Raw genomic sequence first — 25,918 nt, 5'->3', positions numbered from 1 at the left:
GACGGCGCAACCCGGACCGCGTCCGGAGACTGCCTCAGCGGGTGAGCAGCGCTGCCACGACCTCGCGGAACGCCGCGGTGTGCCGATCGATGTCCTCTCGGCTGGTGTCGGGGCACATGAGCGCCATGTTGTGGAAAGGGGTCATCAGGATGCCGCGGTTGCACATGGCCAGGTGCAGGTAGGCGTCCAGCTCCTCGTCGGCGGCCGCAGCCGACTCCTCCCCGCTGCGGGGCGCCGGTGCAGCGAAGCGGTATTCGGCCCGCGCCCCGACCTGAGCGACCGACCAGGGCAGGCCCAGCTCGTCGATCGTCTCCTGGACCCCCACGACGAAGGCATCGGCCAGCCCGATCATCCGCTCGAACGCCTCCGGCGTGAGCACCTCGTCCAGGGTGGCCCGCATGGCCGCGGTGGACAGGGCATTGCCCGCGAGGGTGCCACCGACCCCACCGACGTCGACGATGTCGGCATCACCAGCATCGGTGTGACGCGTGACCGCAGCAGCCACGGACGCACTGAGCCCGTAGGCGCCGCAGGGAATCCCGCCGCCGATCGACTTGCCGACCACGAGGATGTCAGGTTCGAGGCCCCAGGCTCGCGTGGCGCCGCCCCAGCCGGCCGAGAAGGTGTGCGTCTCGTCGATCATGAGCAGCGCGCCATACCTCGTCGCGAGCTCGCGGACACCTTCGAGGAAGCCTGGCTCCGGGAGCACGATGCCGATGTTGGTGAGCGCCGGCTCGGTCAGGACCGCGGCGACGTCGCCGTGCGCCAGCTCGCGCTCCACGGAGGCCAGGTCGTTCCACGTGGCAGCCCGCGTCGTCAGCTCCAGCGGGACCGGCGGCCCCACGTTGCCGGGGCGGCTCTCGGTCTTGCCGTCCGGCCCCGGCAGGGCAAACGCCTCGTCGACCGAGCCGTGGTAGCAGTGGCCGAACACCAGGATCTTCGGCCGCCCGGTCGTCAGCCGGGCAAGGCGGACTGCCCACCGGTTGGCGTCGGTGGTCGACAAGGTGAAGGACCACAACGGCATACCGAAGCGCCTGGTCAGCTCTGCGCCGACCCACTGCGCGTCCCCGGTCGGCAGCATCGTGGTGATCCCACCGAGCTCCGCCAGGCGGCGCTTTACCCCCGCGGTCGTCGCGACCGGGGAGTGGCCCGCCATGGCACCGGTGTCGCCGAGGGCGAAGTCCACGTAGGTGTGCCCGTCCACGTCGGCGATCCGGTTGCCGCGCGCCGAGTCGAGGTAGAGCGGGAATCCGCCTGACCACATGTTCATCCACGTCATCGGAACGCGCCCGAACAGGTTGGTGGCTCCGGCATACAACTTCTCGCTGCGCGGGTTCCGGGCGACATAGGTGCCCTGCTCGACCTGGAGGACCCGCGCCAACCGTCCGCGGTCAAGCATGCTCATGCGGAGACGCTAGCGCCCCGAGGAGACCGCGGGACAGACGCTGCCCACCCCGTGAACACCGCGACGCGGGAAAGGACGGGGCAACTCGGGCTCAGCGGGGCTCGAGACCGATCGAACGCTGGAAGGGCTCGAGACCGTGCACCTCGAGCGGGTACTCGCAACGAACGAGGTCGTCGGGGCGCAGCACCAGGCCCTGCAGCAGCGCCAGCTCGCCCTCCCGTCGCTGCCTCCGCATCATGCCGTTCTCGCGATAGCCGACCTTGCGACTGACGGCCAGGGAGGCGGGGTTGTCGACGAAGGCTGCCGAAGTCACCTCGACGCCCTCCAGGTGGTCGAAGACGAACGCGCAGATGACCTGGCGCATCACCGTGCCGATGCCCCGGCCCTGGAAGCGCTGCCCGAGCCAGGAGCCGGTCTCACCGGTGCGGGTCACGAGGTAGTTCGTGGTGTCGAAGCCCTGGCTGCCGACCAGCTCGCCCTCGTGCCAGACACCCAGATGCAGGGACCAGGCCCGCGGGGAGAACGTCGCCCTGGCCCGCCAGTGGAACTGGGCGGTGTTGCGCGCCAGCTCTCCCCGTGGCGCTTGGCTCCAGGGAAAGTAGAACGGCATCTGGTCCGCGGGGTGGATGCCCTCCTCGGCCAGCGCGCACAGGACAGGCAGGTCATCGTCGGTGAGGCCGCGCAGCTCCGTCGGGCCCGCGGTGATCCGCAGCCCGAGCGAGGGGAGGAGGTCGACGACGGTGCCCATGGGGGCGAGTGTGTCGGAGGCTCGGCCGCCGCGCCAGCACGAATTCTCGCCGGCGTACCCGTCACGTCGGTCGCGCATCGACGTCGCGGCCCCGAGCCAGGAGTCGTTGTCGGTGGTCGGTCATAGAGTCGCGCGCGTGAGCTTGGACTACACGAAGACGGCACGGCGGCACGGCTGGAGCCAGGTCCCCGCAGGCGTCGTGCGCGCACTCGGGCAGGCGCTCGACAGTGCGGTGATCCATGCCTCACCGCCGGTCGGGGCGGGCTTCGGCGGTCAGTATGCCGGGGACGTGCGGCTCGCGGACGGGCGTCGGGTCTTCGTCAAGGCGGCTCCGCCCTGGATCGCCTACCAGGCGTCGTGCCTCGAGCTCGAGGCGGCCGTGTTGCGCCGGCTGCCTTCGTCGGTGCCCCACTGCCGACCCCTTGCCCGCGTCTCGCGCGACGGCTGGGCGCTGCTCGCCCTGGAGCACGTGGACGGGACGATGCCCGGGTTCCCGTGGAGCCTCGAGCACCTGGACGCGGTCTACGCGTCCTGTCTCGCACTCTCCCGGGTCCGTGCGCCGACGACCTACACCGAGCGGCCGTGGGGTCCCTACTTCCACCGCGGCGACCGCCACGGCGCGGACATCCGCGAGATCCGCAGCGGCTCGTGCCGGCGTCCCGCCGCGCACGGCGACAACCCGTGGCTGGACGCGATGGTCTCGGCCCATGGTGCCGAGCTGGCTGATCTCGCCGATGCGAGCCGGACGATCACCGGCCCCCACCTGCTGCACCAGGACGTCCGGCCCGACAACATCCTTGTCGACCGGCGCGGCCGGGCGCGTCTGGTCGACTGGAACTGGGTATGTCTCGGGCCAGCATGGGTCGATTTCGTCGGCCTGTTGCCGATGGCGCACCGTCAAGGTCTCGACGTCACGCCGTGGCTCGAAGCGCGACTCTTCACCGGGGCCACCGACGACGTGATCGACGCGGTCCTCGCTGCCATCGCGGTGAAGATGCTCGGTGGTCAGCACGAGCCGCTGCCGCCCGGGATGCCCGAGACGTTGTGGCAGCACAAGCTGCTGCAGGCCCACGATGCGGTGCTGCTGCTCGCCGACCGTCGCGGGTGGAAGGTCCGATCGATGGAACGTGGCCCCGGTGCGACCAGGCCGGAAGCCACAGCCGACTCGACCGACCGGCGATCTGTGGAGCCCGCCACCGCTCCGGCCTGACATTCATACCCGGACACACGCGTCCTTGTGCCCCGCATGCCGCGTGCCCACGGGGCCTCGGAGCCTCGGAGCCTCGGAGCCTCGGAGGATGCGCCGGCCCGCCTTCCCTGGCTGGCCGAACGGCACCCCGTCGGCCGGCGGACATAGGTGCGTCCCCGCCCTGAGGGGGCGGGGTGGGGGCGGGGTGGTCAGGGTTGCCAGCCGTAGTGGCCGTCGTGTTCGACGGGTCTCAGGTCGCGGTCGTGGACGATGGTGTGGTGCCGCGGGCACAGCAGGTAGAGGTTGTCCAGGTCGGTGTCTCCGTCGCGGGACCACCAGACCCCGTGATGGGCGGCGCACCACTGCGCGGGCATGGAGCAGCCTTGGTAGGTGCAGCCCTTCTGGGTCAGCCACAACGCGCGGCGTTGCGCGGGGGTGGCCAACCGGACCTGCCGGCCCATGTCCAGCACTTCCCCGTCGCTCCCGAGCAGGGTCGGGATCAGGTCGGCCTGGCACGCCAACCGGCGCACCGCCCGCACGCTCAGCTGTTCCCCGGTCATCGTGCGCCCCAGCCCGCGCAGCTCACCGACCAGCTGCTCCCACGAGATCGTGATCACCACCTTCGCGTTGCCGGTGGTGGCCGCCTGCCCGGGCGAGGTCATGCCTCGCTGAACAATGGCCATCAACGCATCTGAGCGCCGCTGCTGCGGCGACCGCGGGTCCGGCCCGTCACCGTCCGGCGCCGGCTTGGCCAGCGGTCCGATCGCGGCCCGCACGAACGCCGCGCCCTCGGAGTCCAGCCGCCACACGAACTCCGCCAGTCCCCCGGCGACCGCCCGCTCGGACAACCCCCGACCCCGGCGCTGCCTCTCCTCGAAGTCGTCACTGTCCTGCTCGGGCCGGGCGCACTCCACCAGGTAGCGCAACACCTGCCGCAGCTGCCGCTCGGTCCCGCTCATCGCGACCGGCAGGATGATCTCTTGGTCGGCCACATACTCCTCGAACGTCAGGAACGGCTCGACCTGCTCCAGCGCCCGCAGCACCCGGTCCGCCTTGCGCACCGGCACCTCCCCCGCCCGCACCGCCGCGGCCAACGGGGCATGCTTGGCCTCCTCGCACGCCTTGGCCACCCGCACCACCTGGTGCGCCGCAGCCGAGTCCAACCCGGGGCTGTGCGCGGCCACGTAGTCCGCGCCCGAGGAGTGCTCCTCCCGTTCCGGCGTCGCCCGGCCGGCCGCATCGCCCACCACCGCCACCATCAGCCGCTCCGCGTCCCGGCGCACCGCGGCCAACCCCTCCAACACCATCCCCAGCTCGTCCTGCTGCAGCCGCCACGACGGCTCCCCCACGGCGGTCGCCAACGCGGCCGCCGCCGCGACCACCCCACCCAACACCGGACGCCCCTCACTCTGGGCAACGGGCGCCGCCGATTCTGCCGGGTCAGCGTGGTCCGCGCCTGCCGCCGTACGCCCGCCAGACAGCGTCCCGGCAGCGGCCGTCTCGGGCGGCTGCGGGTACGCCTCCGCAGCGGACTGGGCTTCGAACATGTATCCAGACTACCCGTCCCAACCGACAACCGGGATACTTATCAACAACGAATCCTCATATTTATCAGTCGAATTCGCCCTACGCTTATCCACATCTCCTTCCGCGAACGCCCCGCTGTCCACACACCCCGAGCCCTCTTCACAACACCGGCGCCGTCGTCCAGCAGAGGAGGCACGGTTGGCCTTCGCTCACCGTCAGAGTCGAGATAGGCACCGCAAACCGAGACGGCTAGCTCAGGTCTGTGGCGACCCGATGTTGACCATCCAGCCGATGCCGAACTGGTCCACGCACATGCCGAATTCGTCGCCCCACACCTGCTTCTCCAACGGCACCGTCACCGTGCCACCGGCGGACAGCTTCTCCCAGTAGCTCCGCAGCTGGTCGGCGTCGTCCCCACTCAGGCTCACCGAGATGTTGGTGCCGGCGTGGTGCTCCATGCCTTCGGGGGTGTCGGCTCCCATGATCGTGTAGCCCGCCTCGGTCTCGAGCATGCCGTGCATGATCTTGTCCTTGTCGGCGTCCGAGGTCTGCGGTCCACCGGCCTCGCCGAAGGTGTTGAGCGCGAGGGTGCCACCGAAGACACTCTCGTAGAACTCCATCGCCTGGCGGGCATTGTCGGTGAAGCCGATGTAGGGGTTGAGTCGAGAGGCCATCGCGTGCTCCTGTCGTCGAGTGTCGGACCTCCCAGACTAGTTCCGCAGCCGAGACCCGCACCATGGATTTCTGGCCGGGGCCATCGGCACCATGGATTTCTGGCCCGGGCCATCGGGCGAGGGGTCGACAGGGGGTCGACGCCCGGCAAAATGCCGGTAAGACCAGCCTGACCGAGCGGCTGCTGCACACGGCCGGGGTCATTGACGAAGTCGGCAGCATCGATGACACCGCCGCGCAGGTGCACGTGCTGAGCAAGCGGCTACCGACCCTCACCCACAGCGAGGGCGTGCTGGTGAGCCGGTTCGCTTGGCACCGGCCCGTCCACCGCACCACGCCGACCCGCTTGTGAGGGCCCCGACTCCTGCCGCCCGGCTTGACCCGCCGACGACCAGAGCAGCCGGATCGCCACCAGGCCCAGCACCAAGGACCCCGCCCCTGCCGGGTCCTTGAGGAAGACGAGCCAGTAGCCCAGCGCCGGAGGCGCCGCCACGACGCCGCCGATGATGTCGGACCTGTGCACGATGAACGGGTCGGGCGTCTCGTTGGCGTCGCCCTTGGTGACGACCGTGCCGTCATCCTTGGTGTCGACCAGGCGGTGGGTGATGACGCCACCGTCGTGCCGGAACGAGACGGTCTGGCCGACGTGGTAGTCACCCTCGTGCACGAGCACCGCGCTGCGCGGCGTGATGGTCGGGGTCATCGATCCGGTCCGCACGGCATACAAGGCGTATGGCGCCCGCAGACCGATGAACAGCACCGCACCCAGGCAGACCGCCAGCAGCAGCCAACCCGCCACGGACCACACCGAACCGCGCGATCGAGCCATCGTCTCCTCCACTGTGCCGCGGCGAACAGGTCTGTGACGGCCGGTTGGCCGTCACAGCGGGTGAGGCCGGGTCGGCGGCCCCACCCGCGGACGGGGTCAGGCTCCGGGAGCCTGACCCGGCTGGGTGGCCACGATCTGGTAGGGCAGCCCGCTGTTCGTGGGGGCATCCACCGGGTAGCGGTTGAAGTTCGTGCCCTGGGAGTCGTTGTTGAGCCGCCCGTCGTAGGCGAAGGTGAAGTCCATCCGGCCGCTGCCGCCGGGGGCGAGGTTCGACGCGAGCTTGTACTGCGTCCCGAGCGGGCAGGCGTCCGGGCGTCCGTCGGGTGCCGCGGTGTAACAGGTGACCCCGTGGAGCAGGTTGTCGGACGCGAAGACCTGACCGGCACTGGTGGAGGAGATCTTGAGGTGTCCGTAGGAGCCGAGGTCGTTGAGGGCGTACAGAGCGATGTCGTTCGGGAAGACGACCCAGATGTCCTGGTTGCCTGTGCCGGTGTTCTTGTAGGTGGCCTTGACGGTCTGCGCCTCACCCGGCATCAGGTTGGTGAAGTTGACGTTGAGCAGGTCTGCCCCCGTGCCGCCTCCGGTCTCCACCTTGACGGTGCCGATGGTGCCGCTGATGGCTCCGTTCGCGGTGTCGCTGAAGTAGGCGCCGGTGGTGCCGGACGCTGCGACGGCGAGCCCGCCGGCGACCGCCAGGGTCGCCGTGGCTGCCGCGAGTCGTGCTTTGACGCTGGTGTTCATGGTGCTCCCTCGTGTTCGTCTGCCCTGGCTGGGCGTTGGGAACGTTAGGGATTCGGTGCGTTCGCGTCTGGCGTTTGACACACTCGTCGGCTCTGCCGTGCGTGGGTGTATCCCCAAGAGGGGACGAGATGTCGCCGCCGCTGCGACATTGTTATGTGTTGCACGAGATCTCCGAACAATGAGGCGCTGCAGCCGAGCCGATGCTTGCATCGCCCCTGTGACCGCCACCATCGAGCAACGAGGCATCGACCAGCGACGACTCGGGCCAGACCGTCCTGCCTTGTCCACCCGCGAGCGGGACGTGCTGTGCCTCTACGTGTCCGGCCTGCCGTCGAAGTCCGTCGCACGGCGACTCGGCATCAAGGAGGGCTCGGTGAAGGAGTACCTCAAGCGGGTGCGTCGCAAGTACGCGCTCCTCAGCCGGTCGGCCGGCACCAAGCTGGAGCTCTACCACCGTGCTTGCGAGGACGGCCTGGTTCCGTCGGCGCTGCCCGTCTGGCACGGGGACAGCCGACCCGGCGCCGGGACGGACAGAGACCGACCGCAGTGACCGCGTGCCACCCGCCGCGGCCTCAAGCCGTTCAGTCCCGCACGGCGGAGCCGGTGCTCTGCCACCACCGTGCGGTCGTGCGCCACCGGGACGTGGCGGCATCGTCCTTGGCCCACACCTCCAGGATCGGATGTCCCGACATCCCCGCGGCGTAGGAGACCGTGCCGGCGAGCGCCGGGTCGTCCCGCCCGATGCGAGTCAGGTCGGCGCCGGTGGGGAGGGCGCCGGCATGGCTCAGCGCGAGCAGCGCAGCGCGCTGGCGGTCACGGTCAGGATCTTCCAGCCACGGCACGAGAGCCGGCGCCTGCGCCGGCGTGGCGACATAGGTCAGCAGCGTCAACGCACGTGAGCGAAGTGGCCGGCAGGCGTCGCTCGTCGCTATGACGAGTGCACCGTCGGCCGCCGCCTGCCGGTGAGGGCTCATCATCAACAGCAGTCCGGCGTGACGCTGTCGCTCGATGAACCAGCTGGACAGAGCTTCCTGCGCCAGCCGGAGGTACATCCCATCTGCCGGCAGACCACGTTCGAGGCTCGCTGCCTCGAACGCGACCAGCACACGACGAGAGGCCTCCCGATCGTCCACGAGGCGTTGAGGGCGGCCAGCACCCGGCGCCAGCGGGCCCGCGGGGTTCCTCGGTTGAGCTGTCCCGGCCCTATCGGACCAGGCCAGCCGCGAGCCGATCATCTGCGAGATCGCCACTCCCTGGCCGTCTTGCTCCGCAGCAGCGAGCTCGTCCAGGGTGCGCGCAAGGCGTCTGGCCTCCCCCGAGGGCAGCAGGCCGGTGGTCACCAGGTTGAGGACTGCGTGAGTCGCACCGACCCGCACGGTCCGTGCGCCCTCACGAAGGTGGCCGAGGAGCAGGCGCGTGGTCTCGACGTCGCCGACCTCGCCGAGCAGGGCGACCAGGTCGGCGACCCCCTGCGCCCCGGGTTCCCGCACGACGGCGTTGGTGCACCGGGTGACCAGTGCGGTCAGCCGGGGCGTGGCGATCAGCCGGGTGAGCGCATCGATCCGCGTGGTGTAGGCGGGTCCGACGCCACGCATGGTCTCCCGCAGGAGCCGCAGCACCAGCTCCTCCATCAGGGAGGTCGGCAGGACGACCCCCGCCTCGCCCGACATCAGCTCGGCCAGGTCGAGCCAGTCGCCACCGCTGGGCTCGTGGCCGAGCCGGGAGTAGACGGCGTCCACCCTGGTCTGCGTGGCCGAGGGCGATGCTCCTCTCACTGCGCGAGTGCGCTGGCCCGGGCAGGCGAGCACCCTCCGCAACGAGGAGTGCGCAGCACGCAAGGAACCGTAGGCGAGGCCGAGCTCCTCGGCATAGGCCATCAGGACGGGTTTGGGCACGACGACCCGACCGTTCTCCCAAGCGGAGACGCGGGCCGCGTCGGCCGTCAGTCCTCTCGCTCGCAGACGGGCCGCGAAGAGGCTCTGCGAACGAACCTCGCGGTCGTGGTGTCGCAGGCGGCTGCTGCGCAGGAGCCAGGCGACCCTGCTGCCCACATCGACGACCGGCGCGTCGAACGGGGTGGTGTCGAGTGGCAACGCCGCTGGCCGACCACGTCTTGGACCCATCCGTCCACCTCCGTCCCACGATGTATGGGGCCATGATGCAGGAAGGGACTGACGGTCAGCCTCGCGGGCGCGCCCAGCCCCACCCCCACGAGCGGACCGTCTAATCTTGCTGAGGTGCTGCGTCGGTGGATTGCTTGGTGTGCCGTCGCCGCCATCGTCGTTCTGGGGACCTCCTTCGGCATCTCCCTGAACACCCGCCACCATCCGTCGGTCGCGATCAAGCCCTCCGGGCAGGTGGTGTTCATCTCGGTCCCCGCACTCAAGTGGGACTCCACCACCCACAAGGAACATCCGCAGGTCTACGCCATGACGCGCCGTGGCGCCGTGGGAGGGGTCCTGGTGCGCAACTACCGCGGGCACAGTTGCAGCAAGAACTCCTGGCTGACCGTCTCGGCCGTGGCACGCACCGGAGTCTTTCCGGGGCCGGACGCGACGGAGCCGGGTGAGGAGCCTGGGCCGTGCCCACCGATTCCCCGGCCGCTGCAGGAAGGCCCCTCGGCATACTTCCCGACGTGGGCCGATATTCGTCGGGCCACCCACAACGTCAACCCCAAGGTCGATCTCGGCCTCCTGGGCTCATCGTTCGACCTCTCCGACAAGTGCATCATGGCGGCCGGCCCCGCCGCCGCCATCGGCGCTGCCAACCGCACCGGCACGGTGCGCCACTACGTCGCCGACCCCCGCCAGGTGGACTTCAATGCCTGCGCCCTCACCCTGGTCAGCCTCGGTACGCCCAGCGCGGAGCTGCTTCCCTCCCTCCTGAAGCGCATCCCCGACAACGCCACCGTCATCGTGGCCGGGATTGCGGACGACAGGTCGCCCGAGCACCTGCGGGGCGCAGTGATCACAGGACCGGGAATCCCGCACGGCCGGCTCACGTCGCTGAACACCCGTCAGCCGGGAGTGGTGACCACCGCCGATCTTGCGCGACTCCTTCTGCTCCAGGCCCCGAACGTCGGACCGCCGAAAACAGAGGCGAGGCAGCCCCTCGTCCTGCCGACGACAGACGTGGACGGCCCCTTCGACTCCGTGAAAGACCTGGGGAAGCAACTTTCGGTTGAGTACTCCGTAGCTCAAACCTTCTTCCTGAGATCCCTGACCATCGCGGGCCTCATCCTCGCTGTCGGTGTCTTCGCGGTGGTGGTTTACCGACGATGGGCCCACCGCAACAGTGTGTCGGTGCAGCGGTCACGGCCACTGCGTGGCCTGGGCGCCTGGATCGCGGGGGCCATGTCGTCGATCCCCGCATCGACCTTCCTGGTCGGCCTGGTCCCGTGGTGGGACGCGCCACATCCGGGTCTCGCGCTCACGGCCGGGGTCCTCGCCATCGCCGTGACCATTTCTGCCATCGGCTACTTCGGGCCGTGGCGGCGGTGGCGCCCCGGGCCGATGTGCGTGATCCTCGGCATCACCGCCCTGACCGTCGCACTCGACGTCGTCCACGGCTCCCGTCTGCAGTTCACCTCCATGCTGGGGCTCCAGCCCGTCTACGGCGGCAGGTTCTACGGCGTGGGCAACGTCGGATTCGCCATGATGGCGACCGCCGCCCTGGTGTTCGCCGCCATCCTGGCCGGACATGCCCGCGTTGCCGGGCACGCGAGCGGTGCGGGCCACCGGTGGTTGGCCGCCCTGACGGTCCTGATCGTGGGAGTTCCCGTCATCATCGTCGACGGCTACCCGGAGTGGGGGGCGGACGGCGGCGGACCTGCCGCCCTGCTGCCGGCCTTCGCCTACCTCGCCATGAACGCGGGAGGCCTCAAGGTCACATGGCAACGGGTGGCCGTCATCGGCAGCTCGACCGCGGGCATCGTCGCTCTGGTGGCGTTCGCCGACTACCTACGTCCGCCGAGCTACCGCACCCACCTCGGCGAGTTCGTGGCGGGCCTCCTTGAAGACGGTCGATGGGGTGGCGTGGGGCAGATCGTCGAGGGCAACTGGAAGCTGCTGACGTCAGCCTGGTACGTGCCGTTGAGCCCCCTTCTCCTGGTCCTCGCGATCGCGCTCCTCGTCGCGCCGCCGCTGCGGTGGTTGCGCCCCGTCCAACGGCTCTGGGAGAGCGTGCCGTTCCTCGGCCACGGCTTGGCTGCGGCCACCATCTGCTGGACCCTCGGCTTCTTCGCCAACGACTCCGGCGCAGGCATCCCGCCGATCGGGCTGTTCGTCCTCGCGCCGTTGTTGTTCGCCCTCGGGATCCGCTCCGGGGGCTCGCCGGCTGACCGGGCGGCCGAAGGCCCGGCTGGCGGTGTCCGGGACGTGGCGCTGGCCCGCCGCTCGCCCCTGGACGGCCTGCTGCACCGGAGACGGCGTGGCAGAGTGGACCCCTGACACCGAGGAGGTGGTCGATGGCGTCAGAGGAAGAGGCGCACTCGGGCGGTGGTGACAGCCTGCTCACGGTCGTGGTCGCCCTGGTCGCCAACGCGCTCATCGCCGCAGCGAAGAGCCTCGTGGCCGTCATGACCGGCTCCGCCTCCATGGTCGCCGAGGCCGCGCACTCCTGGTCGGACACGGGCAACGAGGTCTTCCTGCTGGTCGCCGAGAAGAAGTCGGCGAAGCCTGCCGACGAGGCCCATCCGCTGGGTCACGGTCGCGAGGCCTACGTCTGGTCGATGTTCGCGGCCTTCGGCCTCTTCATGGTGGGCGCCGTGGTCTCCATCGGTCACGGCATACAGCAGCTCATCGGCGGCCACGAAGGTGAGACCTCCTACGTGTGGGCCTACGTCGTGCTGGCCATCTCCTTCATCCTCGAGGGAGTCTCCTTCCTGCAGGCCCTGCGGCAGACGAGGGGTGCGGCCGGCTCGGTGGGCCTGCACCCGCTGCGCTACGTCACCGCGACATCCAATCCCACGCTGCGAGCCGTCTTCGCGGAGGACGGTGCGGCCCTGATCGGAGTCGTTCTCGCGGCCCTCGGCATCGGGCTGCACCAAGCCACCGGCAACGCGATGTATGACGCGCTGGGCTCCATCGCCGTGGGGTTGCTGCTGGCGGCCGTGGCCATGTTCCTCATCGGTCGCAACCGAGACTTCCTCACGGGTCAGGCCGCCAGCCGGCGGGTTCGGAACCAGGCGCTCAGAGCGCTTATGGCCATGGACGAGGTCGACCACGTCACCTTCCTGCACCTGGAGTACGTCGGGCCGGGGCGGCTCTTCCTCGTGGCCGCGGTCGACCTGACCGGCAACCCGCCCGAGGACCAGCTGGCCACGCTGATGCAGACGGTCGAATCACGACTGGCGCGCCGCGACATGGTCGAGCGCGCGGTGCTCACGCTCTCCGCTCCGGGCGAACCGTCGCTGGAGCCAAGCAGTTCCGAGGAATCGAGGCCGCTTCGTTGCCTTGGGTAACGTTTCGGCAAGGACTTTCGGGCACCCTCGACAGAGGCGGCAGGCTGTGCCAGTCTCTGCCCAGCAACCCGCCCGGGCTGCTACCGCGATGTATTCGTCGCCGCAGAGTGTGTAGTCGGGGGACTCGTCTGCCGTCAGGCAGTGGTCGATGGTGCTCATCGTGGTGTGACTCGACCCTGGAGGAACTCGTGAGACGACGCGCACCCAGCGTCCTGATCGGACTGGTCACATCGGCTGCCGCAGTGACGGCCCTGTCCATCCCTGCGGCAGCAGCGAGTCCGGCCCCGCAGGTGGCTTCGCCCGATCACCAGACCAACGCCCAGCACAAGCTGGACGACCGCCCGGCGGCCCCGATCCAGAAGCAACGGGCCGAGCAGCGAAAGGCTGCCGAGCTGGTGGCCAGCGGCAAGGCGAAGGTCCAGAAGAAGAACGGCGTCGACGTCGTCAAGGTGGCCCCCGGACAGTGGGCCCAGTACGGCGTGCAGGAATCGACCGACATCCTGACGTTCCTGGTCGACTTCGGGGACGGGACGGGCTACAGCAGCCCGACAGGCAACACGTGTGACATGAACCCCAAGGGGGGTCCGGTCCACAACAACATCCCGAAGCCGGACCGCAGCATGGACAACACGACGTACTGGGAGCCCGACTTCAACCGCGAGCACTACCTGGACATGTTCTACAAGGGCCTGCCCGACCAGGGCGGCGAGTCCTTCAAGGGCTTCTACCAGGAGCTGTCCAGCGGTCGGTTCGAGATCGGCGGCGACGTCAGCGACTGGGTGAAGATCCCGGACGGTGAGGCGTGCTTCGGCGAGAACGAGTCCAACGATGACATGACCGCCTTCACCCAGCAGGCGGCCGACGCGTGGGTCGCCGACCAGGAGGCGAAGGGCAAGTCCGACGCCGACGTCGCGGACTACCTGGCGCAGTTCGACCAGTGGGATCGCTACGACTACGACGGTGACGGCAACTACAACGAGCCGGACGGCTACATCGACCACTTCCAGTCGATCCGCGCCGGTGAGGACGAGTCCGCCGGCGCACCCTCGTGGGCCATCTGGGCACACCGTTGGTACGTCGGTGTCAAGGACATCGGCAGCACCGGCCCGGACGCCAACAAGCTGGGTGGTGTGCAGATCGGCAACACCGGCTACTGGATCGGTGACTACACCACCGAGCCGGAGAACGGTGGCCTCGGTGTCTTTGCCCACGAGTTCGCGCACGACCTCGGGCTGCCGGACGAGTACGACACGGCGGGCGGCGACAACGGCACCGGCTTCTGGACGCTGATGAGCTCCGGGTCGTGGATGGGCCACGGCAAGGACTCGATCGGCACCACCCCGAGCCACATGAACGCGTGGGACAAGCTGCAGCTCGGCTGGTTGGACTACGACGTCGCCAGGGCCGGCACCAAGTCTTCACACACGCTCGGTGTCGCCGAGCACGCCACGAAGAAGGCCCAGGCGCTCGTGGTGCTGCTGCCGGACAAGTCGGTGACCACCAACCTGGGCGCCACTGCCCCGGAGGGCGAGAAGTACCTCTACTCCGGCACCGGTGACGACCGCACGGCCGACGCGACCAGCCCCTCGTTCACCGTCCCGGTGGGCGGCGGGCTCACCGCCAAGGTCAACTACGACCTCGAGCTCGACTGGGACTACGGCTACCTGATGGTCTCCACCGACGGCGGTGCGAGCTTCACCCCGGTGGCGACCAACCGGTCGACGTCGACCAACCCCAACGGCAACAACCACGGCTACGGCATCACCGGCACCAGCGGCAAGCAGTGGGTCGACCTGACCGCCGACCTGAGCGACTACGCCGGCCAGGACGTGCAGGTGCGGTTCGAGACGGTCAACGACGCCGCCGCGCACAACCTCGGCCTGTTGGTCGACGACGTGCACGTGGGTGACGCCCTGTCGGCCGGTTTCGAGGGCGATGACTCCGGTTGGACGCTGGACAAGTTCATCACCACCACCGGTGAATACACCAAGCAGTTCAAGAACTACTACGTCGCCGAGAACCGGCAGTACGTGGGCTACGACACCACGCTGGCGCAGGGCCCGTACAACTTCGGGTTCGGTGCCAGCAAGCCCAACTGGGTGGAGCACTTCCCCTACCAGAACGGCCTGCTCGTCTGGTACTGGGACACCGCCTACGGTGACAACAACACCTCTCAGCACCCGGGACACGGCCTGATTCTGCCGGTCGACTCACACCCCCAGGCGCTGAAGTGGAGTGACACCGGCGACGTGCTGCGCAACCGGTTCCAGCCGTTCGACGCGACCTTCGGCCTGGAGGCCACCGACCCGGTGACCTTCCACCAGGAGTACTGCGCCGACCGGGCCGACGACGGTTCCTGCGCCGAGGTCAAGACGCAGACCGCGGACGTGCCGTCTCGTGCCGGCGTTGCAGTGTTCGACGACTCCGACCCGATGGCCTACTACGACGCGGACAACCCCCAGGGCAGCGTGCAGGTCCGTGGCTCCGGCATGAAGCTGCAGGTCGTCGGCACCAACCAGAACGGGATGATGAACGTCAACCTCAAGTGACTTCAGCCCGGCCGCGCCGGGCACCCCGACAACTTCATAGCAACACGGGACCTTCCCGGCCGGACGAGCTTCGGGCTCGACCGGCCGGGAAGGCTCTTGTTGGGGCCGTGGTGCCGCCGAGCTCTACCCGTGGGCAACCGCGTGCAGGTCCCCTGAGGTCGCGATGGCTCGCAGCCGGGCGTCGGCCCGGTCGGCCACAGGGTTCTGCCCGCGGCGTCCGGCCAGCTCGACCAGGGCCAGCAGGTCGGCGGCACGTGCCCGCTCCAGCAGTCTTCCGGCACCACCCGGCTCGTCCAGCCCGTCGAGGTGACCTGCCACCTCGAGGTAGCCCTCCACGACGCCTCCCACCAGATCGGGGTCTCGGTCGAACCGCAGCAGGTTGCCCAGGTCCGCGAACGGCATACCGGCGTGGGCGAACTCCCAGTCGAGCAGGCCGGTCAGCGCCCCCGTCTCCGGGTCGATGAGTAGGTTCTTGGGGTTGAAGTCGCTGTGCACGAGGCAGACCCTCTCAGTCTCGTCCAGCACGTCCTGCGCACGCTCGGCGACTGCCTGCAAGCGGCGGTAGTCGTCGTCCGACCACTCCGCGATGGCCGACGAGTCACGCTGGTGGGACACGAAATCCAGCAGGTCGACGCCCTCCTTCCAGGGCTCGATGGTCAGGTCACCGTCGACGAACTGCCCGCGGCGGCGCATCGGCATCTGGGCGAGACGACCGAGGGTTCGGCCCAGCTCCTGACCCACGGTGGTGCGGCCTCGCTGGTCGAGCCGTGGCAGCAGCAGGTCGAGCCGCTCCCCGGGCAGGAACGAGGTGACCAGCAGGCCCGGCTCGTCGGCGCCCGGGTCGGGCCGCCGCATGTCGAGCACCTCGGGCACGGGCAACAGACCTCGCACCAGCCGCAGCACCGCGGCATCGGTCTCGACAGCAGCGATCCCGCGACGCGCACCGCGCTGGGCGTAGATCCGCACGACCGTGCGCTCCCCGTCCGCTTCTGCCACGAACGTCTCGCCGCTGTAACCGCCGTCGAGGGGCTGCATTCCGAAGCCGTGCATGGGGGCCATCCTGACAGTCGGATCAAACCCTGGTCAGGGGTGGGCAGGACTCCTACGGTGAGGTCATGACCACCGTTCCCCGCACCGTTCCGCTGGCACCCGAGCTCGAGGTCTCGCAGTGGTTCGGTGAGCCGACGCCGCTGGAGTCGTTGCGAGGGCGCGTGGTGCTCATCGAGGCGTTCCAGATGCTGTGTCCCGGCTGCATCCGCTACGGCCTGCCGCAGGCACAGAAGGTGCGTCGGATGTTCCCGCGGGTGGCGGTGGTCGGGCTGCACACCGTCTTCGAGCACCACGAGGTGACGGGTCCGGACGCCCTCGAGGTCTTCCTCCACGAGTTCGGTATCCACTTCCCCGTGGCCGTGGACCGGCAGGACGACCACACTCTGCCCGCGACCATGCGCCGCTACGGCCTCGAAGGCACCCCCACGACCCTGGTGATCGACAAGACGGGGCGGCTCCGGTTCGTGCACCTCGGCCAGGTCGACGACCTGGCACTCGGGGTGCTGCTGGGTCAGCTGCTCACCGAGGAGCCGGCGCCGGACGGCCCCCCGCCGGACTGAGCCGCGTCATCGGTTCCGGTTCACCGCGCCCCCGGACCTGACGACCGTGGAGGTCCGAGCTTCGGGGCTACGCTGAGGGCATGCCCCGGTCCAGGTGGTCCTTCCGCTCACGGGCCTCGATCCTGTCCATCTGCTCGACCGGCTCGATCCTGTCGATCGGGAGTGTCGGCTCCGTGCTGTCGATCGGCTCCATCGGCTCCTTCGCGTCGATCGGCTCGATCGGCTCCTCCATGAGCATGCTGTCGGCGCTGTCCAACATGTCCCGCGGGTCTGCCATGTCGCACCAGTCCGACCTGTCGGTGATGTCGGCCCAGTCGCAGCGTGCGGTCAAGGGCTACCGCACCTCCGGTCGGCGGTGACGAGCGCTCCCGGGTCACTGCTCGAGCCGGCCACCTCGATCCGCAGCACCCTGCGGACGACCCGGTGATCGAAGCACGGTCCGGTCCCCGGACCACGGCGTCAGCGGTCGAAAGCGTTGGCGGCGGGACCCCCGGGTGACCTACGCTCCTGACATGTGCCACGCGCAGCGGACGACGACGCCGGACCCCTCCGGCGCCGCCAGGCTGCACTGAATGCACTGACTGCACCCTTCCGCCCCGGAGCTCGGCTCCGGGGCCTTGTCGTCCCCTGGCCGGCTCCTCACCACGCCAGGAGACCGACATGAACCACTCCAACCCCATCGCCCTGGATCACCGCGACCTGGGCCAGGACATGGGGATCTTCGCCGGCGACCCGCTCATCGGGTCCGGGCTGCCGCTCTGGCTCCCGGCCGGCGCCATCATCCGGGCGGAGCTGGAACGCCTCGCCCGGGAGATCGCCAGGGCCGACGGCTGCCAGGGCGTCTACTCCCCGGTGCTCGGCAAGCGCGCCCTCTTCGAACGGTCGGGCCACTGGGCGAAGTTCAGCGATGACATCTTCCCGCCCATGCCGGTCGGTGGAGACGAGCTGGTGCTGCGGCCGGCAAACTGCCCGCACCACGCCCTCATCTACGCGGCCTCCCGCCACTCCTACCGCGAGCTGCCGATCCGCCTGCACGAGCTCGCGCCGATGTTCCGCGCCGAACGCTCCGGTGTCGTGGCCGGCCTGAGCCGGGTCCGGCAGATCAACCTCGACGACACCCACGTCTTCGCTCGACCCGACCAGATCGCCGGGGAGGCAGCCCGCGCCCTGCGCTCGGCACTGCGCGCCCAGGAGACTCTCGGTCTCCCCGTCGGCTACGTGCGACTCTCCAGAGGCGGGGACGACCCGGCATACCTCGGCTCTGCCGAGCAGTGGGAGCAGGCGGAGCAGGCGCTGCGCGAGGCAGCCCGCGCCGTCGGGCTCGCCGACCGCGGGCTCGAACTGCTCGAAGCCGAGGGCGAGGCCGCGTTCTACGGGCCCAAGCTCGACCTGCAGGTCCGCGACGGGCGTGGGCACGAGGAGACCATCGCCACCGTCCAGCTCGACTTCAACCAACCCGAGCGTTTCGACCTGTCCTACGACGCCGCAGACGGTTCCCGCCAGCGCGTCGTCATGATCCACCGTGGCACCGTGGGGGCGATGGAACGCGTCGTGGCTTCGCTGCTCGAGCGCTACCAGGGCCGCCTCCCGCTCTGGCTCGCACCGGTCCAGCTGTGCGTCCTGCCCGTCGGTCCGCAGCAGGACGAGGCTGCCCGGATGCTGTATGACGAGCTGGTCGCCGCCGGTCTTCGCCCCCGTCTCGAGGTCGACGGCTCGCTCGGCGCGCGGATCAGGGCCAGCCGGGGGCGGCGCGACTGCCTCATCGCGGTCCTCGGCGCGACAGAGGTGGAGTCCGGCTCGGTGCAGGTCATCGACGTCGCCGCGGGCTTCAGGGGCCCGGTCGATCGCGCTGACCTCGTGCCGCAGTTGCGGCGCGCGCACGAAAGCCGGTGCCAGACTGTGTGTCGAGATCTGCGCGGTGGTTCCGACGTCCCGGGTGAGAGGCCGTCCGGCCCCTCCTGAACCTCGAAGGAGAACACCATGAAGTACGTCATCCTGATCCACTCCAACCCCCAGCCGTGGGGCCACCCCACCGGCGACTTCATCGCCGAGCAGAAGGCGCTGCCCACCGAGCAGCGAGAGGCACTCGAAGCGGGCTTCGAGAAGGTGATGAGCGAGATGTCCGAGCGCGGCGAGCTGGTCAGCGCCGAGGCCCTCGGTGACCCGGCGAACGCTCGCCTCTACCGGTGGGCGGACGGCGACCCCCTCGTCACGGACGGGCCCTACGCCGAGGCGAAGGAGCACTTGGCCGGCTTCTTCCTCATCGACGTCGGGGACCAGGCGCGCGCCGAGGCGATCGCGGCGAAGTTCTCCGGCCCGGGCGAGACGATCGAGCTGCGGCCCACCATGTGGCCGGGTGGCGACGACCAGTGAACCCGCAGCTCCTCGAGGACGTGTGGCGACGCGAGTCGTCGCACGTGCTCGGGGCGCTGCTGCGCCGGCACGGTGACTTCGGGGACTGCGAGGACGCCGCGCAGGAGGCGCTGGCGGCGGCCGCGCAGCAGTGGCCGCGGGACGGCATACCGGACAACCCACGGGGATGGCTGGTGCGGGTGGCTTCCCGTCGCCTGATCGATCACGCTCGGGCCGCCCGCGCGCGGGTGGCCCGCGAGCAGGCCGCCGCGGTGGCGCAGCCGCGCGACGCCGAGCAGGCTCCGCCCGCCGACGCCGACCGCGCCCCCGGGACGGACGACACGCTGCAGCTCTTCCTGCTGTGCTGCCACCCGGCGTTGAGCCGACCGTCCCAGGTCGCCCTGACCCTGCGCGCCGTCGCCGGCCTGAGCACCGCGCAGATCGCGAGCGCCTTCCTGGTGCCCGAGGCCACGCTGGCCCAGCGGGTGAGCCGGGCCAAGGCGACCCTCCGCTCGGCGGGCGCGCGCTTCGAGGCACCGGCCGAGCCTGACGTCCCCGGTCGCGTGGCCGCGGTGCTGGACGTCCTCCACCTGGTCTTCAACGAGGGGCACACCCGCAGTGGAGGCGACACGCTGCTCGACCGCACCTTGGCCCTGGAGGCGATCCGGCTCACCCGACGACTGCGCGGGCTGCTGCCCGACCACGACGAGGTCGCGGGTGCGCTCGCGCTGATGCTGCTCACGCACGCTCGCGCCGATGCTCGGACCGACGACCGCGGTGACCTCGTGCCCATGGCGGAGCAGGACCGCGCCCGGTGGGACCGGGCGTTGATCACCGAAGGTGTGGCCCTCCTCGAGGAAGTGCTGCCACGAGGACACGTCGGCCGCTATCAGCTGCAGGCGTCGATCGCCGCCGTGCATGCCGAGGCAACGAGCGCCGAGGAGACCGACTGGCTGCAGATCAGCCTGCTCTACGAGATGCTCGAAAAGGTCGCACCCAGTCCCGCGGTCGTACTCAATCGTGCTGTTGCAGAAGGGATGTCGCTCGGGCCAACCCAAGGGCTCGCCCTCATCGAGCCCTTGTTGGCCGATCCCGCGATGCGGCGCCACCACCGCACGTATGCCGTGCAGGCCCACCTGCTGGAGATGGCCGGCAGGCCTGATGAGGCGGTCTCGGCCTACCGCAGGGCCGCGCAGCTGACCGGGAGCCAGCCCGAGCAGCGCTACCTCAATCGTCGCGCGGCCCGGGTGCAACGCCAAGGGATCTCGCCACCAGGTGAGCGCCGCTCAGTCGAACAACTGTGAGTCGAGGCGCCCTCCACTCCGCGCTCGGGGATGCCGCACGGGCGCCATCGCCCGGGTGAGCTCCCGCGCCGTGCCGATCGCGGAGTCGAGGCGTACGCTCACCAGAATGGATGTGGGACTGCACCTCGCGAACTTCACCTGGTCGGGCGGTCCGCACCGCTTGGTCGACGACCTCCGCAGGACCGCCAAACTGGCCGAGGACGTGGGCTTCCGCAAGCTCTCGGTGATGGATCACGTCTGGCAGATCGGGCCGGTGGGGCCCCGCGAACACGAGATGCTCGAGGCCTACACCACGCTGGGCTACCTCGCGGCGGTCACCGAGCGCATCGAGCTGCTTGCCTGGGTCACGGCCGCCGTCTACCGCGAGCCGGGCCTGCTGGCCAAGGAGGTCACCACCCTCGACGTGCTCTCACGTGGTCGGGCCTGGCTCGGCATCGGCGCCGCCTGGAACGAGGAGGAGTGCCAGGGCCTCGGGCTGCCCTTCCCCCCGACTGCAGAGCGGTTCGAGCGGCTCGAGGAGACGGTGCAGATCTGTCTGCAGATGTGGAGCGACAGCGAGGAGCCGTATGACGGCACTCACTACCAGCTCGGTCGCACCCTGAACTCGCCGCAGGCCGTGCAACGGCCGCACCCACCGATCCTCATCGGCGGTGGTGGTGAGAAGAAGACGCTGCGGCTGGTCGCGCAGTACGCCCAAGCCTGCAACCTGTTCGACGACCCGTCGTTGGAGCACAAGCTGGACGTGCTGCGCGGCCACTGCGAGGACGTGGGCCGTGACTACGACGACATCGCCAAGACGGTGATGCTGCCGATCGATCCGGGCCAGCACGGTGAGCACGTCGACGCCGTCCTCGCGCACCTGCAGGACCTCGCGGCGCTCGGGGTGAGCCACGTGCACAGCCGGGTTGGCGACGGGTCGGACCCGTCCTGGCTCGAGCTCTTCGGCGAGCGGATCATCCCCGAGGCCGCGCGGCTCTGACCAAGCCTTCCCGCCGCCCGTGCGAGCGAGTCGTCCAGAAGTGTCACAGCCGGGGCTGCTGTCTTGTCATGTGGGGGTAACGGTCAATCTCACGAGATGGGAGTCAGTGATGAGGATCTTGGTCGCCGGGGCGACAGGTGCGATCGGGCGGCAGCTCGTGCCCCGACTGGTCACGGCAGGACACGAGGTGCACGGCATGACGCGCAGCGAGTCGAAGCAGGACCTCCTGCGCGGGCTCGGAGCGGTGCCGGTGGTCGCGGACGCGCTGGATCCCGACCAGGTCGCGGAGGCGGTCGGCCGGGCGCGTCCGGAGGTGATCGTGCACGAGCTGACCGCCATCGGCGGGTTGGACCTGCGTCAGATGGACCGCAGCTTCGCGGCGACCAACAGGCTGCGCACGGAGGGCACGGACAACCTGCTGTCGGCGGGGCAGGCGGTGGGCGTGCGACGGTTCGTGGCACAGAGCTACTTCGCGGCCTACGCGCGCACCGGCGGTCCGGTCAAGAACGAGGACGACGCGGTCGACCCGTCGCCGGCGCGCGAGATGCGTGAGACCGTGGCGGCGATCCTGCACCTCGAGGAGGCCGTCCTCGGCGCGCAGTGGACGGAGGGAATCGTGCTGCGCTATGGCGGTTTCTACGGGCCCGGCACGTCCCTCGCACCCGGCGGCGACCAGACCGAGATGGTGCGCAAGCGGAGGTTCCCGCTGGTCGGCGACGGTGCCGGCGTGTGGTCGTTCATCCACGTCGCGGACGCCGCAGACGCGACCGCAGCTGCCGTCGAGCGCGGCACCCGCGGCATCTACAACATCGTCGACGACGAACCGGCTCCGGTCGCCGAGTGGTTGCCGGCCCTGGCGCAGACCCTGGGCGCCAAGGCGCCGATGCGCGTGCCACGGTTCGTCGGGCGCCTGTTCGCGGGCGAGACGGGCGTGGTGATGATGACCGAGCTCCGCGGCGCCTCCAACGCCAAGGCCAAGCGCGAGCTCGTATGGCGTCCGGCGCACCCGAGCTGGCGGCAGGGGTTCGCGGCGTGACCGAGCGGGAGCAGTTGCTCGACGAGCTGCGGCCGGTCGCCTTTGCGATCGCCTACCGGATGCTCGGCAGCGTGACCGAGGCGGAGGACGTGGTGCAGGAGGCGCTGCTGCGGGTGCACCAGGCCCTTGATGCCGGGGAGCAGATCGCCTCCCCTCGAGCGTTCGTGGCCACGGTGAGCACCCGGCTCTCGATCAACGAGCTGCGATCTGCCCGCGCACGCCGCGAACGCTACGTCGGCGACTGGCTCCCGGAGCCGATCATCACCGACCGCGGGGATGACCCCGCGACGCACGCCGAGCGGGCCGACTCGTTGTCGCTCGCCGTGCTGGTGCTGCTGGAGAGCCTCTCTCCCGAGCAGCGAGCCGTGCTGTTGCTGCGCGACGTCTTCGACTACGACTACCCGGAGATCGCGGCGATCGTCGGCAAGAACGAGGACAACGTGCGCCAGCTCGCCACCCGCGCCCGACGCCACGTCAGGATGGGCAGACCGCGGTTCCAGACCACGCGAGAGCAACGTGACGAGCTGGCCCGGCGCTTCTTCGCGGCCGCCGAGCAGGGCGACCTCGCCGGCCTCGAGTCGCTGCTGGCGCACGACGTGTCACTGACCGGTGACGGCGGCGGCAAGGCTCCTGCGCTGGCACGGTCGCAACGCGGGCGCAGCCGCGTCGCACGCACGGTCGTCAACTGGATGCGTCTCGCACAGGGTCTGCCCCAGGTGTCGTCGCGCCTGGTCGACGTCAACGGCGGTCCGGGCGCGATCTACCTCGACGGCGAGCAGCGGCTGATCACCGTGTTGGCGCTCGAGGTCACCGATGGCCAGATCACCGGCATCAGCGCGATCGCCAACCCCGACAAGCTGGCGCACCTGGGGCCGGTCGCCGACCTCGGAGCGCTCCTGCGCTCTCGGGGATGACCTGGACGCACGGGCCGCTCGGAACGTCCCCGGGACGGAGAACGCGTGCCCCCGACCTCTCGAGTGCTTCCTGGGGGCCGTCCGCACGCGCGGCGAAATTGGCGGGCGTCCCGGCGCCGCCGATGGCTACCGTGGTGGTGTGAGCACTGTCGATCCCCAGATCCAAGCCATGCCGGTTCCCGCCCGCAGGCTGATGCTGGTCCATGCCCATCCCGACGACGAGTCGAGCCAGACCGGTGCCACGATGGCGCACTATGCGGCCGCGGGGGCCGCCGTCACCCTCGTCACCTGCACCCTCGGGGAGCTCGGTGAGGTGGTGGTCCCCGAGCTCGCCCACTTGCACGCCGATCGGGACGACGCCCTCGCACCGTGCCGGCTGGAGGAGCTCACCAAGGCGATGGCCGAGCTCGGTGTGACCGACTTCGTCCGGCTGGGCGGGGACGGCCGCTGGCGCGACTCGGGAATGGCCTACGACGAGAAGCGCGGGGTGGTCCCGGCGAAGGACGTGCATGACGAGTCCTTCTGGCGCGCAGACCTGCTGGAGGCTGCCAATGAGCTGGTCACCGTGATCCGCGACCGTCGCCCCCAGGTGCTGATCACCTATGACGAGAACGGCCACTACGGGCATCCCGACCACATCCAGGCGCACCGCGTCGCGATGTATGCCGTGTCGCTGGCCGGGATCCCCTCCTACCGGAAGGACCTGGGCACCCCGTGGCAGGTGCAGCGGACGCTGTGGACGGCGATGTCCGAGAGCATGGTCCGCACCATGATCACCCAGGCGCGGGCGGCCGGTGAGTCCGACGAGTTCTTCGACTCGTTCGACCTCGACTCCGACGAGCCGCCGATGATGAGCGTCCGCGACTCCGACATCGCGGTGCGCATCGACGGATACCCTTATGCCGCACGACGTTTCGCGGCGCTGCGCGCGCATGCCACCCAGATCCCGGCCGACGAGTTCTTCTTCAAGCTCCAGGACGCACCCCCGGGGCCGATGTGGGAGGAGTGCTTCCGCTTGGCGGGCGGCCTCCCGTTCGACGGCCCCGAGGCCGACGACGTCTTCGCCGGCCTCGGGGTCTGACTCGTGTCCCACCACCTCACCACCTACCGACTGGCGCCCGCGGTGAACAACGACCGCGCGGAGGAGAAGTGAGTCACATCCGCCCGACTGGTGGAAGAGACTGGCGCGGCTGGGTGTTGACGTGTGTGACGGGATGCCGACTCGAGACCGGCCCCGTCCGTCCGGGCAAACCGGAGCCGCCACGCCGATCGTTGTTGAGGAGGAACAGTGAAGTCGCAGACGCGCCACGCAGGAGCCAAGACCGTCACCACGCGGTTCCAGCGTTGGTTGGAGCAGAACCGTGCCTACGGTGAGGTCATCGAGCGCTACGCCCACCCCGGCAAGAAGGGCTGAGGCAGTCGCTCACGGGCTGGGATGATCAGCCGAAATCACCGGGTCGCTCGATCGAGCGGCCCGGTTCTTCGTGCCGCGACGCCGCACCGTGACTCAGTCGCCGGCGAGGTCGAGTCCGAGCCATCGCGCAAGGCGGTCGAGCTCTGCGGCGACCTCGGTCGACATCGCGGCCGTGAAGGGCACGTCCTCGTGGATGGCTCCGACCCGCAGCACGCCGGCCCGTCGGTCGGCGGTCGCATCGACCTTCCCGACGAGCCGGTCACCGTGCAGCACCGGCATCGCCCAGTATCCCCAACGCCGTTTGGCGACAGGCTTGTACATCTCGAGCTGGTAGTCGAACTCGAAGAGGTCGGCCATCCTTTCGCGGTCGAAGACCAGCCGGTCCAGCGGCGAGAGCAGGACGGTCCGGCCCCGGAACGAGCCATCGAGGTATGACGGGTCGAGCCGCCACTGCCCCTTGGTTCCCTCCACCACGGCGGGCTCGCCGACCGGGCCGAGGTCGTGCGGCTCGCGCGGCGTCTTGACGCCACGGACCCGCGCCAGCCCGAGCGAATGCAGCTGCCGGCTGCTGCGGATCCGCATCGCCTCTTCCAGCGGCACGGTGGGGCCGTCCGGGTAGACCCGCTCGGCCAGGTCCCACAGCGGGTCGCGCCCGTCCCGGCCGGCGAGTGCCACCTCACCACGGCGGACCAGCTGGTGCAGCAGCACCCTCAGGCTGCGGTTGTTGTTCCAGCCGCTGGACTCCCACGGCACCAAGGTCGCGTCCGGGAGGGCCGAGGTCGGTAGCGGACCGTCGTCATACAGGATGGCGAGGATCTCGCGACGCGCATCGTCGTTGACCGCCACCCAGTCGCGCGTCTCCTCCTGCCACGGTTGCATCGGTCCGGTCCCGCGCCAGAGCTCCATCTCGGCGCGGTGGAGCGGGAGGTCATCAACGGGTTGCAGTCCGGCTTCCAGCTCCACGAGTCTCCCGGCCGAGACGGCTTCATCGAGGTCGCCGACCCGATAGGCGTTCCCGAGCCGGCTCCACGCGACCAGCTCGGCGCTGGGCACGACTGCGGCGGTCGGCTCGACCTGGATGAGGGTGAGGTGGCGCAGCACGTCGAGCAGCTCCCGCGGCCGTGGTGCCGAGAGCAGCTGTGCGCGCACCGCGATCCGGCGTGCCCGGGCGCGGGTGAGCCGGTGCAC

24 protein-coding genes are annotated in these 25,918 nt (G+C 69.9%); 15 read left to right on the top strand and 9 right to left on the bottom strand.

The genetic code is table 11. The features are described 5' to 3' along the window. Positions 1 to 34 precede the first annotated feature (34 nt). Both FCN22_RS00940 and FCN22_RS00935 read right to left on the bottom strand, forming a co-directional pair. Positions 35 to 1,405: a transaminase gene (locus FCN22_RS00940; RefSeq protein ID WP_137119650.1), complete on the bottom strand. Its 1,371-nt coding sequence runs from the start codon at positions 1,403 to 1,405 to the stop codon at positions 35 to 37. Positions 1,406 to 1,496: 91 nt separating this feature from the next. Further along, a complete protein-coding gene (locus FCN22_RS00935) occupies positions 1,497 to 2,153 on the bottom strand; it encodes a GNAT family N-acetyltransferase (protein ID WP_137119649.1) in 657 nt (218 codons plus the stop codon). A 136-nt stretch (positions 2,154 to 2,289) separates the two neighbouring features. Between FCN22_RS00935 and FCN22_RS00930 the strand changes: the two genes are divergently transcribed. Continuing rightward, complete coding sequence (locus FCN22_RS00930; RefSeq protein WP_162308092.1) at positions 2,290 to 3,363, top strand: phosphotransferase family protein; 1,074 nt, start codon at positions 2,290 to 2,292, stop codon at positions 3,361 to 3,363. 188 nt (positions 3,364 to 3,551) lie between these two features. Here the strand turns inward: FCN22_RS00930 and FCN22_RS00925 are convergent, their stop codons facing one another. From FCN22_RS00925 to FCN22_RS00905, 4 genes are all read right to left on the bottom strand, one after another. Continuing rightward, positions 3,552 to 4,889: an HNH endonuclease gene (locus FCN22_RS00925; protein ID WP_137119647.1), complete on the bottom strand. Its 1,338-nt coding sequence runs from the start codon at positions 4,887 to 4,889 to the stop codon at positions 3,552 to 3,554. A gap of 234 nt (positions 4,890 to 5,123) precedes the next feature. Then, positions 5,124 to 5,543 (bottom strand): VOC family protein, encoded by a 420-nt coding sequence (locus FCN22_RS00920; protein WP_137119646.1) that lies wholly within the window; start codon positions 5,541 to 5,543, stop codon positions 5,124 to 5,126. A 260-nt stretch (positions 5,544 to 5,803) separates the two neighbouring features. Beyond that, positions 5,804 to 6,370 (bottom strand): signal peptidase I, encoded by a 567-nt coding sequence (locus FCN22_RS00910; protein WP_137119644.1) that lies wholly within the window; start codon positions 6,368 to 6,370, stop codon positions 5,804 to 5,806. A 96-nt stretch (positions 6,371 to 6,466) separates the two neighbouring features. After that, positions 6,467 to 7,111: a hypothetical protein gene (locus FCN22_RS00905; RefSeq protein ID WP_137119643.1), complete on the bottom strand. Its 645-nt coding sequence runs from the start codon at positions 7,109 to 7,111 to the stop codon at positions 6,467 to 6,469. 217 nt (positions 7,112 to 7,328) lie between these two features. On the opposite strand from FCN22_RS00905, the gene FCN22_RS21525 reads away from it, so the two are divergent. Continuing rightward, positions 7,329 to 7,661 carry a response regulator transcription factor gene (locus tag FCN22_RS21525; RefSeq protein ID WP_162308091.1) on the top strand — a complete coding sequence of 111 codons (333 nt, stop codon included), beginning with the start codon at positions 7,329 to 7,331 and terminating at the stop codon, positions 7,659 to 7,661. A gap of 31 nt (positions 7,662 to 7,692) precedes the next feature. On the opposite strand, the gene FCN22_RS00895 is transcribed toward FCN22_RS21525, so the two are convergent. Next, a complete protein-coding gene (locus tag FCN22_RS00895; protein ID WP_137119641.1) occupies positions 7,693 to 9,234 on the bottom strand; it encodes a hypothetical protein in 1,542 nt (513 codons plus the stop codon). Positions 9,235 to 9,348: 114 nt separating this feature from the next. Between FCN22_RS00895 and FCN22_RS00890 the strand changes: the two genes are divergently transcribed. From FCN22_RS00890 to FCN22_RS00880, 3 genes are all read left to right on the top strand, one after another. Further along, on the top strand, positions 9,349 to 11,559 hold the full coding sequence (locus FCN22_RS00890; protein WP_137119640.1) for a hypothetical protein: 2,211 nt from the start codon (positions 9,349 to 9,351) through the stop codon (positions 11,557 to 11,559). A gap of 17 nt (positions 11,560 to 11,576) precedes the next feature. After that, positions 11,577 to 12,572 carry a cation diffusion facilitator family transporter gene (locus FCN22_RS00885; RefSeq protein ID WP_137119639.1) on the top strand — a complete coding sequence of 332 codons (996 nt, stop codon included), beginning with the start codon at positions 11,577 to 11,579 and terminating at the stop codon, positions 12,570 to 12,572. A 188-nt stretch (positions 12,573 to 12,760) separates the two neighbouring features. Continuing rightward, the gene (locus FCN22_RS00880; protein ID WP_238384434.1) at positions 12,761 to 15,121 is read left to right on the top strand and encodes an immune inhibitor A domain-containing protein; all 2,361 of its coding nucleotides are present in this window, start codon (positions 12,761 to 12,763) and stop codon (positions 15,119 to 15,121) included. A gap of 123 nt (positions 15,122 to 15,244) precedes the next feature. Here the strand turns inward: FCN22_RS00880 and FCN22_RS00875 are convergent, their stop codons facing one another. Next, positions 15,245 to 16,171, bottom strand: a complete 927-nt coding sequence (locus FCN22_RS00875) for a phosphotransferase family protein (RefSeq protein WP_137119638.1) — start codon at positions 16,169 to 16,171, stop codon at positions 15,245 to 15,247. Positions 16,172 to 16,236: 65 nt separating this feature from the next. Here FCN22_RS00875 and FCN22_RS00870 point away from each other — a divergent pair, with 65 nt between their 5' ends. The 10 genes from FCN22_RS00870 to FCN22_RS22460 all read left to right on the top strand — a co-directional run bounded on the left by FCN22_RS00870 (position 16,237) and on the right by FCN22_RS22460 (position 24,730). Next, positions 16,237 to 16,731, top strand: a complete 495-nt coding sequence (locus FCN22_RS00870; RefSeq protein WP_137119637.1) for a TlpA family protein disulfide reductase — start codon at positions 16,237 to 16,239, stop codon at positions 16,729 to 16,731. A gap of 80 nt (positions 16,732 to 16,811) precedes the next feature. Further along, complete coding sequence (locus tag FCN22_RS00865) at positions 16,812 to 17,090, top strand: hypothetical protein (RefSeq protein ID WP_137119636.1); 279 nt, start codon at positions 16,812 to 16,814, stop codon at positions 17,088 to 17,090. 301 nt (positions 17,091 to 17,391) lie between these two features. Further along, positions 17,392 to 18,693, top strand: a complete 1,302-nt coding sequence (locus tag FCN22_RS00860; RefSeq protein WP_137119635.1) for an aminoacyl--tRNA ligase-related protein — start codon at positions 17,392 to 17,394, stop codon at positions 18,691 to 18,693. An 18-nt stretch (positions 18,694 to 18,711) separates the two neighbouring features. Continuing rightward, positions 18,712 to 19,104, top strand: coding sequence for a YciI family protein (locus tag FCN22_RS00855; protein WP_137119634.1), 393 nt, complete (start codon positions 18,712 to 18,714; stop codon positions 19,102 to 19,104). Further along, the gene (locus tag FCN22_RS00850) at positions 19,101 to 20,387 is read left to right on the top strand and encodes an RNA polymerase sigma factor (protein ID WP_137119633.1); all 1,287 of its coding nucleotides are present in this window, start codon (positions 19,101 to 19,103) and stop codon (positions 20,385 to 20,387) included. The genes FCN22_RS00855 and FCN22_RS00850 overlap by 4 nt, the downstream gene beginning before the upstream one ends. 106 nt (positions 20,388 to 20,493) lie before the next feature. Beyond that, positions 20,494 to 21,366, top strand: coding sequence for an LLM class F420-dependent oxidoreductase (locus tag FCN22_RS00845; protein ID WP_137119632.1), 873 nt, complete (start codon positions 20,494 to 20,496; stop codon positions 21,364 to 21,366). Positions 21,367 to 21,475: 109 nt separating this feature from the next. Beyond that, complete coding sequence (locus FCN22_RS00840; RefSeq protein ID WP_137119631.1) at positions 21,476 to 22,402, top strand: NAD-dependent epimerase/dehydratase family protein; 927 nt, start codon at positions 21,476 to 21,478, stop codon at positions 22,400 to 22,402. Further along, a complete protein-coding gene (sigJ, locus tag FCN22_RS00835; RefSeq protein ID WP_238384433.1) occupies positions 22,399 to 23,316 on the top strand; it encodes an RNA polymerase sigma factor SigJ in 918 nt (305 codons plus the stop codon). Before FCN22_RS00840 ends, sigJ begins: the two co-directional genes overlap by 4 nt. 139 nt (positions 23,317 to 23,455) lie before the next feature. Beyond that, positions 23,456 to 24,397 carry an N-acetyl-1-D-myo-inositol-2-amino-2-deoxy-alpha-D-glucopyranoside deacetylase gene (gene mshB / locus FCN22_RS00830; protein ID WP_202911327.1) on the top strand — a complete coding sequence of 314 codons (942 nt, stop codon included), beginning with the start codon at positions 23,456 to 23,458 and terminating at the stop codon, positions 24,395 to 24,397. A 207-nt stretch (positions 24,398 to 24,604) separates the two neighbouring features. Then, positions 24,605 to 24,730 (top strand): hypothetical protein, encoded by a 126-nt coding sequence (locus FCN22_RS22460; protein ID WP_274381524.1) that lies wholly within the window; start codon positions 24,605 to 24,607, stop codon positions 24,728 to 24,730. 93 nt (positions 24,731 to 24,823) lie between these two features. Here FCN22_RS22460 and FCN22_RS00825 read toward each other — a convergent pair whose 3' ends face one another. After that, a complete protein-coding gene (locus FCN22_RS00825) occupies positions 24,824 to 25,918 on the bottom strand; it encodes a DNA glycosylase AlkZ-like family protein (RefSeq protein ID WP_137119629.1) in 1,095 nt (364 codons plus the stop codon).

Source organism: Segeticoccus rhizosphaerae (assembly GCF_005222685.1).
Lineage (GTDB): Bacteria > Actinomycetota > Actinomycetes > Actinomycetales > Dermatophilaceae > Segeticoccus > Segeticoccus rhizosphaerae.
The sequence above is the reverse complement of the archived record's forward strand: the minus strand, read 5'-3'. Positions and strand labels throughout refer to the sequence as shown.